The organism is Pollutimonas rozaliensis, from assembly GCF_048751585.1.
In the GTDB taxonomy this organism is placed as follows: Bacteria; Pseudomonadota; Gammaproteobacteria; order Burkholderiales; family Burkholderiaceae_B.
In genome coordinates this window covers 153,227-167,739 of the sequence record NZ_JAZHOB010000009.1, presented here as the reverse complement: position 1 = coordinate 167,739, position 14,513 = coordinate 153,227, and the positions used below count along the sequence as shown (strand labels likewise).

Annotated in this window: 15 protein-coding genes; 8 read left to right on the top strand and 7 right to left on the bottom strand. The window is 61.7% G+C overall.

The annotated features are described in order from the left end of the window. Positions 1-148: 148 nt before the first annotated feature. Complete coding sequence (locus V0R37_RS17580) at positions 149-1,120, bottom strand: glycosyltransferase family 2 protein (protein ID WP_420375752.1); 972 nt, start codon at positions 1,118-1,120, stop codon at positions 149-151. Between the two features lie 272 nt (positions 1,121-1,392). Between V0R37_RS17580 and V0R37_RS17575 the strand changes: the two genes are divergently transcribed. Beyond that, the gene (locus V0R37_RS17575; protein ID WP_420375751.1) at positions 1,393-2,496 is read left to right on the top strand and encodes a glycosyltransferase family 4 protein; all 1,104 of its coding nucleotides are present in this window, start codon (positions 1,393-1,395) and stop codon (positions 2,494-2,496) included. Between the two features lie 185 nt (positions 2,497-2,681). Further along, on the top strand, positions 2,682-2,912 hold the full coding sequence (locus V0R37_RS17570) for a hypothetical protein (protein WP_420375750.1): 231 nt from the start codon (positions 2,682-2,684) through the stop codon (positions 2,910-2,912). Here V0R37_RS17570 and V0R37_RS17565 read toward each other — a convergent pair. Both V0R37_RS17565 and V0R37_RS17560 read right to left on the bottom strand, forming a co-directional pair. Then, the gene (locus V0R37_RS17565) at positions 2,909-5,251 is read right to left on the bottom strand and encodes an autotransporter outer membrane beta-barrel domain-containing protein (RefSeq protein WP_420375749.1); all 2,343 of its coding nucleotides are present in this window, start codon (positions 5,249-5,251) and stop codon (positions 2,909-2,911) included. The genes V0R37_RS17570 and V0R37_RS17565 overlap by 4 nt on opposite strands. Positions 5,252-5,296: 45 nt before the next feature. Further along, on the bottom strand, positions 5,297-5,758 hold the full coding sequence (locus tag V0R37_RS17560) for an acyl-CoA thioesterase (RefSeq protein WP_420375748.1): 462 nt from the start codon (positions 5,756-5,758) through the stop codon (positions 5,297-5,299). Between the two features lie 79 nt (positions 5,759-5,837). Here V0R37_RS17560 and V0R37_RS17555 point away from each other — a divergent pair, with 79 nt between their 5' ends. Then, positions 5,838-6,359 (top strand): gamma carbonic anhydrase family protein, encoded by a 522-nt coding sequence (locus V0R37_RS17555; RefSeq protein WP_420375747.1) that lies wholly within the window; start codon positions 5,838-5,840, stop codon positions 6,357-6,359. Between the two features lies 1 nt (position 6,360). Here V0R37_RS17555 and V0R37_RS17550 read toward each other — a convergent pair whose 3' ends face one another. Next, positions 6,361-6,573: a hypothetical protein gene (locus tag V0R37_RS17550; RefSeq protein ID WP_420375746.1), complete on the bottom strand. Its 213-nt coding sequence runs from the start codon at positions 6,571-6,573 to the stop codon at positions 6,361-6,363. A 77-nt stretch (positions 6,574-6,650) separates the two neighbouring features. Between V0R37_RS17550 and V0R37_RS17545 the strand changes: the two genes are divergently transcribed. The 3 genes from V0R37_RS17545 (at position 6,651) to V0R37_RS17535 (ending at position 9,983) form a co-directional block, all read left to right on the top strand. After that, positions 6,651-7,577 (top strand): DMT family transporter, encoded by a 927-nt coding sequence (locus V0R37_RS17545; RefSeq protein WP_420375878.1) that lies wholly within the window; start codon positions 6,651-6,653, stop codon positions 7,575-7,577. Positions 7,578-7,584: 7 nt separating this feature from the next. Continuing rightward, positions 7,585-8,580 (top strand): lipopolysaccharide heptosyltransferase I, encoded by a 996-nt coding sequence (waaC, locus tag V0R37_RS17540; RefSeq protein ID WP_420375745.1) that lies wholly within the window; start codon positions 7,585-7,587, stop codon positions 8,578-8,580. An 80-nt stretch (positions 8,581-8,660) separates the two neighbouring features. After that, entirely contained in the window at positions 8,661-9,983 is a 1,323-nt protein-coding gene (locus V0R37_RS17535; protein ID WP_420375744.1) for a 3-deoxy-D-manno-octulosonic acid transferase, read from the top strand. A 16-nt stretch (positions 9,984-9,999) separates the two neighbouring features. On the opposite strand, the gene galU is transcribed toward V0R37_RS17535, so the two are convergent. Continuing rightward, positions 10,000-10,830 (bottom strand): UTP--glucose-1-phosphate uridylyltransferase GalU, encoded by an 831-nt coding sequence (galU, locus tag V0R37_RS17530; RefSeq protein ID WP_420375743.1) that lies wholly within the window; start codon positions 10,828-10,830, stop codon positions 10,000-10,002. A gap of 274 nt (positions 10,831-11,104) precedes the next feature. Here galU and V0R37_RS17525 point away from each other — a divergent pair, with 274 nt between their 5' ends. After that, entirely contained in the window at positions 11,105-11,845 is a 741-nt protein-coding gene (locus tag V0R37_RS17525; protein ID WP_420375742.1) for a GntR family transcriptional regulator, read from the top strand. A gap of 226 nt (positions 11,846-12,071) precedes the next feature. Here V0R37_RS17525 and V0R37_RS17520 read toward each other — a convergent pair whose 3' ends face one another. Together V0R37_RS17520 and V0R37_RS17515 are read right to left on the bottom strand one after the other, a co-directional pair. Then, positions 12,072-12,899, bottom strand: coding sequence for a type III pantothenate kinase (locus V0R37_RS17520; protein WP_420375741.1), 828 nt, complete (start codon positions 12,897-12,899; stop codon positions 12,072-12,074). Continuing rightward, entirely contained in the window at positions 12,896-13,774 is an 879-nt protein-coding gene (locus V0R37_RS17515; protein WP_420375740.1) for a biotin--[acetyl-CoA-carboxylase] ligase, read from the bottom strand. Before V0R37_RS17515 ends, V0R37_RS17520 begins: the two co-directional genes overlap by 4 nt. 71 nt (positions 13,775-13,845) lie before the next feature. Here V0R37_RS17515 and V0R37_RS17510 point away from each other — a divergent pair, with 71 nt between their 5' ends. Next, on the top strand, positions 13,846-14,490 hold the full coding sequence (locus V0R37_RS17510; RefSeq protein WP_420375739.1) for an alpha/beta hydrolase: 645 nt from the start codon (positions 13,846-13,848) through the stop codon (positions 14,488-14,490). The last annotated feature ends 23 nt before the right edge of the window (positions 14,491-14,513 follow it).

Below are 14,513 nucleotides of genomic sequence, written 5' to 3'. Positions count from 1 at the left end.
CAATGTATAGGCGGAAGGACAGAGGGTATGTAAGCGTTCACTAATTTTTGCTAGTTTTTGCTCAACGGCCTGGCGGCGGCCAGCGTCTTGCCCGGCTTGAAGCGTTAAAGGATGGAATCGCCGGAGGCCGCGCCAGCGTTGAGTATCGTTACAGTTTTCCAAAGATTCCAGCAACTACTATGCCCAGATTCCCAAGCAGTGTCTGCCGATAGACGCCGGCCTGGAGCAGCCCCGCCAGACGCGGCAGCAGCCATCGCCGGCGCGCGCGCATGAAGGTTTGCAGGACCATGCGGTTGCGGTGGGTCAGCCAGGGCTCCAGCATTGTCAGGGCCAGCGTATTCTGATCGTTCCAGTGCTTGAACTGCCCCTTGAACAATTTTCGTATGCGCACCAGGCGCGCGGGCCAGTTCGCATTCATGCCGATGACATTGCCGCTGTGCTGGCGGTAGCGCACCGATGGATAGCTGTCGTAAAGGACGGCGCCGCCGCAGCCGCTGACGACCAGATAGGTCCACCAATCGTGGATCACGATGTCGGCGCGATGATCCACGCTGCGCAAACGCCGGCAGGCGGCGGCATTGAAGACCATGGTGTTGCCGCCCGCAATATTCTGCATCAGCGCGTTGGCGAAGCTGGGGGGACGCAGGAAGCGTTGCGAATAACCGAGCTCGCGATTGTCTTCGTCGACGTAGCGCGTGCGTGTGCAGTACAGGGCCAGGGCATTGCGGTGCATGGGTTCCAGTTCCGCCCGCAGCATTCCAATGGCGCGTTCCAGCTTGTCCGCTTCCCAGATATCGTCCTGGTCGGAGTAGGCATAGAAATCCGCCGATATGCCTTCGTTGTGCACCAGGGACATGAAGTTCTGCGTGGGCCCGTCTGCCTTGCTGTGCGCGATGTGGATTTTGTCGCGGCCCCATTTTTGCTGGTAGTGCTCGAGAATGCTCAGCGTGTTGTCCGTGGATCCATTGTCCGATGCCCAGACCGCCCAGTTTCCGTGTGTTTGCGCGGCGAACGATTCCAGTTGCTCCTTAAGAAATCGTTCGCCGTTGTAGGTTCCAAGAAGAATGGCGACCCTTGGCTCCACGGTCCGGCTTGTGTCGCTTTGTGCGGAAATGACCATTGGCAATATGCAAGTGCTGTAAAAGAAATTTTCGGCTGTGTTTACCGGCGTGCTCTGTGGGCCTGCCTTCCATGCAAGATATATGCCTGAGCGAAATGCATGGAAACGCGTTGTATCGATTGTTGGCTGGATGTCCTATTGCTTGCCGCTACGCTGTCTCTCATGCTTGCCGCAATACGGAAAGATGCCGTAACGCTTTCTTTGGCGGCTTTGCGCGCCCGGCGGCGGCCGCCTGCCTTTTTTCAGCATTTTTTCTTACTGGCTTTCTTTGCATGGTGTATTTATTCACCGCCTTTCTGGTCTCGCTGATCCTGACAGCTATGCTAGTGCGGTACAAGAATTTGCATAGCCGCTATACGGCTGATGACGATTTGACGGGAGCGCAGAAGTACCACGTGCGCCCGGTGCCGCGGGTCGGCGGTATCGCGGTGGCCCTGGGAATGCTGGCGGCGGGCTTGCCGCTGGCCATCCGCGAGCCTGGAGTCCTGGTTCCCATAGTGCTGATATGGGCCTGCTCGCTGCCCGCGCTGGCGGCGGGGCTGATCGAAGACTTTACGAAGAAGGCATCGGCCGGATTGCGGTTGGCGCTTATTGCGGGTTCGGGAATCCTGGTTTATGTTTTTCTGGAAGCGCGCTTGACGCATCTGGACATCCCGGGCATCGATTGGCTGTTGGGCTTTGCCGCGATGTCTTTCATCGCCACCCTTATTGCGATTTGCGGGGCCGCCAATGCCATCAATATTATCGATGGCTATAACGGCCTGGCGGCCGTGGTGTCGGCCCTGATCTTCGCGGGTTTCGCCTATGTTGCCTACTACCTGGACGACAGGCTGCTGCTGGTGGCGTCGGTGAGCATGATAGGCGCGATTTGCGGCTTCCTGATCTGGAACTATCCCAACGGACTGATCTTTCTGGGCGATGGAGGAGCCTACTTCATCGGCTACATGATGGGCATGGTTTCAATTCTGCTGCTGGCGCGGCATCCGCAGGTCTCCGCCTGGTTTCCCTTGCTGCTTTGCTTTTATCCGGTATTCGAGACCTTGTTTTCGATCTATCGCAAGGCCTTTGTCAGGCGGCATTCACCGGTGGAGCCCGACCGCGTGCATTTGCACATGTTGATCTACAAGCGGATCGTGCGCTGGGTGGATGCCGATTTCCACAACGATAAGCAGTGCAAGACGCGCCGCAATGCCATGACTTCGCCTTTCTTGTGGGTTTTTTCGTCGCTGGCCGGCGTGCCGGCACTGCTGTTCTGGCGGAACCAGCCTGTTCTGATCGGTTTTACGCTGTTTTTTTCGGTCGCTTATGTGTGGATGTACAGGGCGCTGGTGCATTTTCACGTACCGAAATGGATGGTGATCAAGCGCCGCGAGTAATCACGCGGGTGTAAGATTAAGTCCCTTTGCAACCGCGGTTCATTCGTATAGTGGCCACCTTCAGCATTCATGTCATCAGCCTTGTGGCCGCGCAGGACAGGCGTTCCTTCATGGATGCGCAACTTGGCCGGTTGGGCCTGCCTTGAGTTTTTCGATGCCGTTCATGGCGCACAGAATCCCGATCAATGGATCGCTTCTACGACCATAAGATCGAGTCCATAGGCCTGGACCCGGTTTGCGTGACGCAGGACGATGATTTTGAATCATCGATCAATGTGCCGGACGACGGCGGCAGGCACAGCCTGTCCGACACCTTCCGGCGCGAATATGCCAGCCTGAAAGATGCGCTGGCCCGCCTGGTTCATAACCTGGCTTTCCTGTTAAGGATAAGGCTGCTTCCCAGGCGCCAGATTTAGAAGGCCCACGATATATCCAGGCGGACGCCATGCTCTTGCCTGCGCCGGGCGAACTGGCCGGCGTAGGCCATGCCCACCTTCATGTTCTTGGACGCCGCGGCGTCCATGCCAAGGCGCAGCGACCAGGCCTGGCGCGCCACCGGCAGGCCTTCCGATTTGAATGCCGTCCGCGGGCTTCCGTCTCGAAAGTGTTGGCGCGAGAATGTGCGCACATTGCCGCCGGCATGGCGCCAGGCGGCCAAACCGTATAGGCGGGCTGCGCCGTGAGCCATTTTCATGACATGAGCCGCCTTGATGCCGACCATGGCAATTCCCAGAATATGACTGGCCGCCGATACGTTCAGCGCAGCCGGTCCCCCGTTTTCAGTGTGCGCCTGGGCATTTGTCTTGATCCATGCCATGCGCAGAAAGGGTTCGACCCGTGTCCTGGCGGGCATGCGTTGCGCGGCGCCGGCCAGCCGGCGCAAGGGGGATGCGATTTCCGCGAATAACTGCAGGGTGCGCGCCTGGTAACTGCCCGATAAGGCATCGTGCAGATCGGCCACCGCAATCTTTCGGCGGCTATCTATGGCGTGCCAGCTGTGCGCGGCGCCGACGATAAGGTCCGCGCTGCGCCAGCGCCCCGCCATGGTCGCGCCGGCATGCAGGCTGTCGATGCGGGCGCTGGCCATGTCCGCCGCCCGGCGCCCCTGGCTGTGCTGGGCGCCGGCCAAGGCGCCGATGTGCCAGTGTTCGCCCACGGAGCGCGTCAGGCCCGCCACCATGCCGCCCAGATCGCGGGAGTCGCCGGGCGTGCCGTCTTGCGCCGCGCGATCGGCCGAGGCGTGAAAACTGTGTTGCCAGAACCGCGTCCCTGAACGCGCTTGTGCGAAGGGCTCCGGCATGGCGTGCAGCAGCGCCGCCTGACGCAGGTGGCGGCTGTCTTCGGCCAGACTCGATAGCACCGAGGCATGCCAGCTTCCCGATAATTGCCGGAATGCTTCTTTGGCCTGTTCGCGGTCCATGACGATGATCTGGTCGTGCAAGTCCGGGTTGTGGTCGTCGATGGCGCCGGCGGCATCGCCTTCGGTCGGCGTATCCGCCACGTCATCCAGCGCAGTGTCGTTGCGGTTCAAGGTAAGGTACACATTGTGTGTGTCGTAGCTGAGTGTGGGATCAAGAAAGGGCAGGTTGGTATGGGCCGATTCGAAACGGGAGCCCTCGAATCCCAGCCCCGCCTGCAGCACGGTATACCGCGTGCCGGGTTTCCAATCGCCGGCTTGCGCCAGCGCAATGACCTGGCCGTCCAGCAATGCATGGCCCATGACTTGTATGGTGTCCGAGCGGCCCGCCGCGTCCGTTCTCAGTTCCAGCAGGGCGCCCGGCTGGAACTGAAGGTCGCCCAGCACAGACAGTGTTCCCATCACGCCATCCATGCGGGGCGCCAATGTGGCGCCGCCGCGCAGCACCGCCGAACCGATGGTTCCATGGCCTTCCAGGCGCGCGCCCGGGTTGACCTGTATTGCCCCGCCAAAGAAATCCTCTATCGCCAGAGTGCCCTGGTTGACGATGGCTGTGGCGGGATTGGTGACGAAGCCCCGCATGCGCAAGGTGCCGAGGCCCTGCTTGACGATGGGGACAGAGCCGTTGACGATCCCGGCCTGCGTTGCGCTGCCTTTATCCACGCGCCATTGCACACTGCCGGCATAGTCCGCCGGGGCCCCGGCCGAATGGCCTTCGGTGTCGCGGCGCAACTGCACCGTGTTGTACACGATGGCATCGGGGGCATAGTCCAGCGTCGTGCCTTGGTACATGTCCAGCGTCCGATACGTCTGGCCCAGCGCGCTGTTGCCTTCCACCCGTAGAGTGCCTTGCTGCAGCAAGGTGTTGCCCTGATAACTATTGGGGCCCGAGAGCACGAGTGTCCCCGCGCCGCGTTTGATCAGGCCTTGCCGGGACCCGCCCAGGTTCGAAATGCCGCCTTCCAGCCGTAAGACCGTGTCGCCGGCGGTATGCACATGCGCCTGTTGGTCGATGAGGACTGAGCGCCCGGATGCGAATGACCCGGCGGTATACAGCGTGTCGCCTGAAAAAACAAAAGGCGCATTGGGTGGACCCAATTGCGCCTCGTCATGTATCCAGCGGATATCGTCGGGCGGCGGCGACCAGAGCGCCAGCGACAGGGGGTGGTCTTTGCGCTTGGTCGACGCCCAGCTTATGGCGTCGGCCAGAGCGGCTTGGCTGGCGCTGAGAAACGAAGCGGTTGCCACGGCGGCGAACGCGCGTCGATATTTATGAAGGATGTCCGGCTTGGCAAAATATGTCTTACACGGTAACTGCGATGCATCTTGAGTCATCATAGTATTTCTCCGGTAGATTAATACGTCACACCTGCGACGCCCGGATTATGATACATTTTGATTTATATTGATATAAATATCTAATTTTTGCAGCGCCTGGCGCAGGCCGGCGGGCAGCGGCACGGGTCGGCGCAAGGCCTGGTCTACATAGACATGCACAAAATGGCCGTGGGCGGCCGTCAGGTCTTCCCCTTTTTTGAAGATGCCGATTTCATAGCGCACACTGGTATTGCCCATATGCGCCACACTGACGCCCGCTTCGATCTCGTCGGGAAAAGCCAGCGGCGAGAAATAGTGGCAGCCGGTTTCCACGACCAGGCCTATGACCTGGCCGCGCGCGATATCGAGCACGCCGCTATCCATCAGATATCTGTTCACTGCGGTATCGAAAAACGAGTAATACGTCACATTGTTGATATGGCCGTATACATCGTTGTCCATCCAGCGCGTGCTGATGGGCACAAAAAGCCTGAAGTCGGTGCGCGGGCGCGGCTGGGGTCTGCTCATAGTCAGTCTCCTGTCATAGTGCGTGATTTTTTCGTATGCTACGATCTTTTCACTTCATGAACCAAGCCGGACGCCAGCCATGACCTGTTATAAATTGGGCGACCTTGCCCCCCGCATCGACGACAGCGCTTTTATCGCCGCCGAGGCCACCGTTATTGGCCAGGCGACCTTGTCGGCCCATACCAGCATATGGCCGGGCGCCGTCATTCGCGCCGACAATGAGCCCATCGTCATTGGACAGGGCTCCAATATCCAGGAGGGCGCGGTGCTGCATGTGGATCCGGGCTGTCCGCTGACCGTGGGGCAGGGCGTGACGGTGGGGCACCAAGCCATGCTGCATGGCTGCACCGTGCATGACGGAGCCCTTATCGGCATCCAGGCCGTGGTCTTGAACAAGGCGGTCATCGGCAAGAATTGCCTGGTGGGCGCGGGGGCGGTCGTGACCGAAGGGAAGTCGTTTCCCGAACGTTCGCTGATACTGGGGGCGCCCGCCAAGGTGGTGCGCACGCTAAGCGACGAGGAAGTCGCGAATCTGCAAAAAAGCGCCCGCGACTATGCCGAGCGCGCCTCGCACTACAAGACCGGCTTGCAGGCCTTGTAGGCTAGCGCAAATTCTCTTGCACCCAGGTTTCGCATTCGATGGCCAGATCCATCATGGCCTTGATGATCAGGGTGTCGGGCTTGCCCTGGGCGCGCAGCGCATCGCTGAATGCTTCCATGCTTTGCTCTGTCGGAAGCCAGTCTTTTTCGGGCTGCAGTTCCAGCCCGTTCGTATGCTTGATGTTGCCGTTGGGCAAGATATACCAATTGTTCATCGCGCCATCATAAAGCAAGCGGGCCGCTTTATTCGCGCATTACCCGCCGGTGGCGGCTATTTTGCTGGAGTCTCATGATGGGTCGGGCTGTTTCCCTACCGATTTCCACGCCTGCTTACGGCGCGGCGCGCCCGATCGCGGGCATTGTCGTGCTGGTCCTGTCGTCATGGGCGCTGTCGACGCTGGATGCCAGCGGCAAGTGGGTCATGGGCGCCGGCGTGCCTTTGCTGGTGCTGTGCTGGGTGCGCTACGTGGTGCATTTGCTGCTGGTGCTGGGACTGGTGCTGCCGCTGCGCGGCAAGAGCGTCCTGCGCAGCGTCCGCCCCTCCGCACAGATTGCCCGCGGCTCGGTCATGCTGCTGGCGACCCTGTCGTTCTTCACGACCTTGCATTACCTGCCGCAAGCCGAGGCCACCGCCATCAATTTCCTGGCGCCGCTCATCATGCTGGCGCTTGCCCCCTGGGTGCTGAAAGAGCCGGCCCGCCTGTCGCGCTGGGTGGCGGCGGGCGTGGGCTTCCTGGGTGTATTGATCATTATCCGGCCCGATGCGGGGCTGGATCCAGTGGGGACATTGTTCGGCTTGTTGACGGCGTTCCTGTTCGCGGGCCAGTACATTGCCACCCGCCGGGTGGCGGTCGACGATCCTTTCACCACGCTGGTCTGGAGCGGCGCGGTGGGAAGTCTATGCCTGACCGTGATCCTGCCGTTCGTGCTTCCTTCCGTGTGGCCGTTGCTGGCGGGCTTGAATGTATGGCAATGGCTGGTACTGATATCCACCGGTTTTTGGGGCGCGGTCGGGCATTTGCTGCAAATCCAGGCGTACCGATATGCGCCCGCGTCGGTGCTGGCGCCCTTTATCTACCTGCAGATAATCAGCGCGGCCGCCCTGGGTTGGCTGATATGGGGACAGTTTCCCGATGCCTTCAGTTGGCTTGGTATCGCGGTCATTTGCGCCAGCGGCATGACGATAGCCGTGGTGGAGTGGCGGGGCCGTAAATTATAATGGCCGCATGAGTAAAAGAATCCTGATCGTTCGCACGTCCTCGCTGGGCGACTTGGTGCATATGCTTCCGGCTATTTCCGACATCGCCTTGCATGTTCCGGCTGCGCAAATCGATTGGATCGTCGAAGAAAGCTTTGCCGAGATCCCGGCTTGGCATCCCGCCGTCAACGAGGTCATTCCGGTGGCGCATCGGCGTTGGCGCAAGCATTGGTGGTCGCCGGAAACGCGCGCGGCGCGCGCCGCCTTGCGCCGGGACCTGGATGCGCGTCAGTACGACGTGGTGCTGGACATGCAGGCGCTGATGAAATCAGTGTGGCTGGTGCGGCAAACGCATGGATTGCGCCATGGCCTGGACAGGAAGTCCGCGCGCGAGCCGCTTGCATCCTTCTTCTACGACGTAAAGCATACGGTCGAATTCTGGCAGCCCGCTGTGACGCGGCAGCGCGAACTGGCCGCCGCCGCTTTCGGCTATTCTTATAGCGGCGAGCCAGATTTCGGCCTGCATGGCATTACCGACGGCATCAGCGTTCAGCCTTATGCCGTGATCATGCCTTCGGCCAGCCGCGACGACAAGCTTTGGCCCGAAGCCGATTGGCAAAAGGTGTTTTCCCGCTTGCACGAACATGATTTGGACTTGAAGCTTTTATCGGGCAGTCCGGCTGAAACCGAAAGGGCGCGCCAGTTGGTGGCGGGCAACGCCCGCGCGCAAGTACTGCCCCGCATGAGCCTTACCGAAGTGGCCGGGGTGCTGGCCGGGGCGCGCATGATGGTGGGCCTGGACAGCGGCTTGACGCACCTGTCGGCGGGGCTGGGGCGTCCGACCATAGGAATCTACAAGGCATCCACGCCGGTGCGCACCCCCTTGGAAGGACCGGGCTACACGGCCAGTCTGGGCGAGCGCGGCAATGCGCCTTCGGCCGAGACCGTACTGAGCGCGGTGGAGCAGGCGCTGGCATCCAACGAGCCGCAGCATATCGGGCTGACCGGCGGCGCGCCGGATTGAATCCGGGCATTTGCCCGACATACGCCCCTTTGCTTGGGGCTTAAAATAGTTTATCCATTTGGCGGCCGCAGGCAAAGCTCTTGAACCGTTACTTCTACACCGCGCTTATCCGGGTATTGTCGCCGGCCCTTTTGGGTTGGATGGCTTTGCGCGCGCGGCGTTCGGGCGGCGATTGGGAAGTATGCTCGGGTTCGCGCTTCGGCCGCTACCCGAAATACAGTCCGCTTAGCAAGCCCGTGTGGGTGCATGCGGTCAGCCTGGGCGAAACGCGCGCCGCCCAGCCTTTGATCCAGGCGCTGCTGGATCAGGGCGAGAGCGTGCTGTTGACGCATATGACTGTTACCGGACGGCTTGAAGGCCAGCGCGCCTTCGCTTCGGCGATTGCCCAGGGCCGGCTGGCGCAGCAATGGCTGCCCTATGATTTCCCGGGCAGTGCGCGCCGGTTCATAAGCCACTACCGGCCCAGCGCCGGCATTCTGATCGAGCGCGAAGTCTGGCCTAATTTGCTTGCCGCGGCGCGGCGCTTCCAGGTGCCCATGATGCTGGTCAGTGCGCGGTTTTCGGACCATTCATTGCGGCAAAGCCTGCGCGTGGGCAGCGTGATGCGGGAAGCCTATGGCCAGTTCGATGCCGTGTACGCCCAGACCCTGAATGATGCCCAGCGCCTGGAACAGGCGGGGGCCGTGGCGGTGCGGGTGTCGGGAAACTTCAAGTTCGATGTATCGCTGCCGGCCGATAAAATACAGCGCGGCCGCGATTTCGCCGCGGGCCTGGGGCGCAAGGTAATTGTTATCGCCAGTACCCGCGAGGGGGAAGACGAGCTTTTCATACGCGCGATAGGCCGGCAGCTCAAGCGGGCGCGCGGGCAGGGACGCAATCTGTCCGAGCGGGTTTTGTTCTGCCTGATTCCCCGGCATCCCGAGCGTTTCGACGATGCGGCGCGGCAACTGGCCAGCGCCGGCTTGGCTTATGTCAGGCGATCGCAGCTTATGGAGGCGGGCGATTGCAGCTCGACCGCGCTTCAGGCCTGCGCCGATGCGGCCGTCCTGCTGGGCGATACGCTGGGCGAGATGCCCTGGTATTACGCCCTGGGCCAAGTGGCTATCGTAGCCGGCAGTTTCCAGCCTTTGGGCGGCCAGAATCTGATCGAGGCCTGCGCCGTGGGCGTTCCGGTGCTGGTCGGGCCGCATACGCGCAATTTTGAACAGGCGGTGGTGGACGCCCTGGACGAGGGCGCGGCATTACGGGTGCACGACGCAGACGCGGCTTTGCAGACCGCCTTGCAACTACTGGACGATGCGCAGCGCCTGGGCCGCATGGGCGAGGCCGGCGCTCATTGGGTACAGATGCACCGGGGCGCCGTGGCCCGCGTGATGGCCGGGCTTAACGAAATCAAGAGATAGAGTCGCGGCCCGGCGGCTACAGGCCGTGGTATTTACGGCCCAGCTCCAGGGTGGCCTGGAAGAAGCCTGCCTTGCTGCCGCAGTCATAGCGCATGCCTTCGTACTGAAGGCCGAATACCGGCCGGGCCGTCAGCAGGCTGGCAATACCGTCGGTCAACTGAATCTCACCCCCTACGCCGGCCTGCGTTTTGCGTAGGTGCTCGAATATCTCGGGCTCCAGCACGTAGCGCCCCACTACGGCGAGGGTCGATGGCGCGGCAGATGGAGCCGGCTTTTCGACGATGCCCGCCAGACGGGTGGTTTTTTCGTCGACGGCTTCGCCCGAAATGATCCCGTATTTATCGGTGTGATTGCGGTCTATGTCCTGGATGGCGATGACGCTGCCGTTCTGGCGGTGGGCCGCTTCGACCAATTGCTGGGTGACGGAGACCTTGGCGTCGATCAGATCGTCGGCCAGCAGCACCACGAAGGGCTCGTTGCCGACTATGGGCGCGGCGCACAGCACGGCGTGGCCCAGCCCCAGCGGGGCAGGCTGGCGCGTATAGATGCAATTGACATTCGAGGGCAGAATGTTGCGTACGATTTCCAGCAACTCGTTCTTGTTCTTGGCGGCCAGTTCGGCCTCCAGTTCCGGTACGCTGTCGAAATGGTCTTCGATGGCGCGCTTGTTGCGTCCGGTAATGAAGATCAGGTCGGTAATGCCCGCCGCGATGGCCTCTTCGACGGCATACTGGATAAGGGGTTTGTCTACGATGGGCAGCATTTCCTTGGGCATGGCCTTGGTGGCGGGAAGGAAACGTGTGCCCAGCCCGGCGACCGGGAAAACTGCTTTTCGAATAGGCTTCATAGAGTGGTAAGTGCTTTATGGAAGGGTTTCGGAGCGAATCATACGCTATGGGTGTTTGGGACGTCATCGTGTCCGCAGCGTCTTGTATAACAATTTTCTATACCGACAGCCGTCCATAGCAAGCCTTATGCCCGGATCCGGCTTGGTGCTGCCCGGGAATGTCCAAACCCGCCATATACGGGCGTTTGTGACGGGTAATCGGGGTTTGGCGGCCGCTAACACGTCGTTACACTAGGGAAAATGCTTATCCTGGCTGCCTGAATTTACCCTTTATATGTTCATTACCAATACCGATCGCGTCCGTGCCGAGCTTGAAAGCCAGATAGTGGCGGGCATTTTGCCGCCCGGCGTTACGCTGGACGAGGCTCAATTGGGTCAAATGTTCGATGTATCGCGCACGCCTGTGCGCGAGGCGTTGCTGCAGCTTTCCGCCGAGGGATTCGTGCGCATCGTGCCGCGGGCCGGCATCTATGTCGTGCAGCTTTCGGCCGGGGAACTGGCCGAAATGTTCGAGACGCTGGCCTACGCCGAAGGCCTGTGCGCCCGGCTGGCCAGCCAGCGCATCACGGCGGCGCAGATCAAAAAATTGAGCCTGCTCCAGAAAAAGGGGAAGCAAGCCCTGGAAGACCGGGACCTGGACGTGTTTGCGCAATACAACCTGGAATTCCATGATTACATCCATGGGTGTTGCGGCAATCGCTATCTCAGGTCGCAGATTTTGCACATACGCAAGCGCACCAACCCCTATCGCCGGCAACAGGACGAATTGAGCGCCGATTGGGCATCGCAGGCCTGGCAGGAGCATCAGCTTCTGTTCGAGGCGCTTAGCGAGCGCGACGAAGATGCCGCCATGATGGCGGCGGCCGCGCATATCAATGCCCGTACCCGCCCATTCCTGGAATTGGCCGAGGCTTCGCCGGAGCATTTGTTTTTCGGTACCGATGCCAGGCACACCTCCGTGCCCAGCATGGTGGCCGCATCGCGCCTTTCCGTGCCCATGCAGCGTTGGCAATAAGCGGACAGCCGTAGCGGCCGCGCGTCCAATCTGCATTACACTGGCGCCAACACCATTTCGTTGCCGCTTATGCGATCTTTATTCCTGATTGTGCTCTTGGCTAATTTGGCCCTACTGGCTTTCGGCCAAGGTTTCTTCGGACCGCCTCCCAGCGAAAGAGGGCGCGAGCCGCGCCAATTGTCTGAAAGAAACCAGCACGCCGTCACGTTGGGCGCTCCCCAGCTGGCTATCCAGCGCCGCTAAGGGCCAATCGCGCCAATCCGTCCAGAGCCGGCGATGGCAGCCATTGGACGGCCTGCCGGGGAAGGTTCAGGTCGCCCTGCGCCCTGGCCAGGCCGCGCTGCACTTCATCTTCCACCAAGGACCAGGCGCCGCCCGTGCTGTACACCCGTGGCGGCTGGCCGAATCGCTCCAGCCCCTCACGCCATTGACGCAGCAGCGCGCCGGCTTGCGCGGCGGCTATGCCGCTGCTGATGGCCTGCCGCGTATGCGTGGGGTAGGCGGCAATCGTGGCGTTTGCCTCGGGCAGATTGGCGGTGCCGGTAGCCAGCGCGCTACGCATCAACGCCGGTCCCGGCAAGATCAGGCCGCCATGAAATACCAGGCGCCCGGCACTCTCGCCGGCAACCGGCGGCCGCTGCTCGGGACCCAGTGTGTCCAGGGTCGTGGCGGTGCCGAAACTGGCCAGCAGCAGCGGCCCGCCCTGCGCGTGCCGGGCCAGGCCTATCATGGACACCCAGCGGTCGGCGCCCAGTTGTGCCGGCGTGTCGTAGGCATTGCGCACGCCGGTGGCCTGCGCCTGTCCGCTGATCCAGGACACCGAACGGCCGCAGCGCAGGCGGAACAGCTCGTCCAGCGCGTCGGCCAGGGCCTTGCCGGCCACGTTGACGCCCAGGGCGGCCCGCGGTTTCGGTGTCAATTGATCCAGCCAGGCTGCCAACTGGTGCAGGTCGTGGTGGCTCATGGCCAGGGGATGGCTTTCGCGGCGGCCGGTTCCGGGATCGACCCAGCCCAGCTTCAGGCGCGTGTTGCCGGCATCGATAAGAACGATCATGGAGCGTGCTCCTGGCGTGGGCGCACGGACACCTCGCCGATGGATATGGATTGTTCGCCCTCCGGTGTGCGCAACAGCAATTGGCCGAAACTGTTTATGCCGCTGGCAATGCCGGCTTGCGCGATGCGCCCGTCGTCCAGTACGTTGATGTGCTGCCCCGCCAGGGCATCGACCTGGGCATAGCGTACAGGTAGCGCATCGAATCCATACGCGGTGGCTTCGTTCAGGCTGGTGTACCAGGCCTGGGCCACTTGCGCGACCAGGCCGGCCGCCGAGACGGCGGCCGCCTGCTTGTCTTGCCGGGCGATTTCGGACCAGTCGGCCACCTGGCGGTTCAGCGACAGGCTGAGCGCGCGCGCATCGTCCAGGTTCAGGCCCATGCCGATAATGACTACATAGTGATCGGGCGACAGGCGCGATGCGCCGGCACGCGTTACCTCCACCAGTATGCCCGCCAGCTTGGCGGAGTGCCATTGCACGTCGTTCGGCCATTTCATGGTCATGTGGCCCCGGTGCCTGGCTTCGATCAGCTCGCGCAAGGCTTCGCAGGCAGCCAGTCCCGCCAGGGGCGATAAGGTGGGCAGCCGCTGCGGCGCAACGAATACGTCGAATGCACAGGAGAACATCAGGTTGGCTCCGGGCCGGTTCTGCCATCGGCGTCCGGCGCGTCCGCGTCCGTGCTCTTGAAGGTGCGAGCCCAGCAGCCAGGGACGCGCCTGGGGTCCCCCCCTGGCGCGCGCCATGCTCAGCAGGTCCGCGTTGGTCGATTCGGTGCGCTCCAGCCATTGGATTTGCTTGAAATGGGGCAGGGTCGAACGCAGTTCGGCAACGAGCTGGCAGGGGGAAGGCAGGGGAGGGTGGGGAGCGGAGGTCATGGATTCCGGCAATTCGGTAAATGCGCGTGGCGTAAAATCAGCCAATCTCTTTATAACTCAAACTGAAGATTATGCTTGCTCGCACCGAAAAGATAGAGTTTCAGGGCGCGGTCGGCGCCATCGATTGTGTGCTGGATCTGCCCATGGATGCCCCCAGGGGCTGGGCTTTGGTGTTGCATCCGCACCCTTTGCATGGCGGCGCGCGGGAAAACAAGATCGTGACCACCATAGCGCGGGCCTGTGTGCAGCACGGTCTGGTGGCTGTCCGCCCCAATTTCCGGGGCGTGGGCGGTTCGGCGGGCGAATTCGACGCGGCGGTCGGCGAAACCGCCGACATGGTCCAATTGGTAAGCCAATTCAATAAGGCCTATCCCGAGGCGGCTGCCGGCAAATGGGTGTTGGCCGGTTTTTCGTTTGGCACTTCGGTCGCGGCGCAGCTGTATTCGGAACTGGCCGCACAGTCGCGGACGGTGCCGGATGCATTGTTATTGGTCGGTTCAGCGGTGGAGCGCTTCAAGTTCCGCGACATTGCAATTCCGGACGACACCTTTCTTGCGCATGGCGAGGCCGACGAGGTTGTGCCCCTGTCCGAAGCCATGGATTTTGCGCGCGGCCGCGGCCTGCCCATGGTGGTGATTCCGGATGCCAGCCATTTCTTCCATGGAAAGCTGCTTGTGCTCAAGCAGCTATTGCAGCAAAGGCTGGCGTCGGTCTAAGCTTGGACGGTGGCGCAATGTTT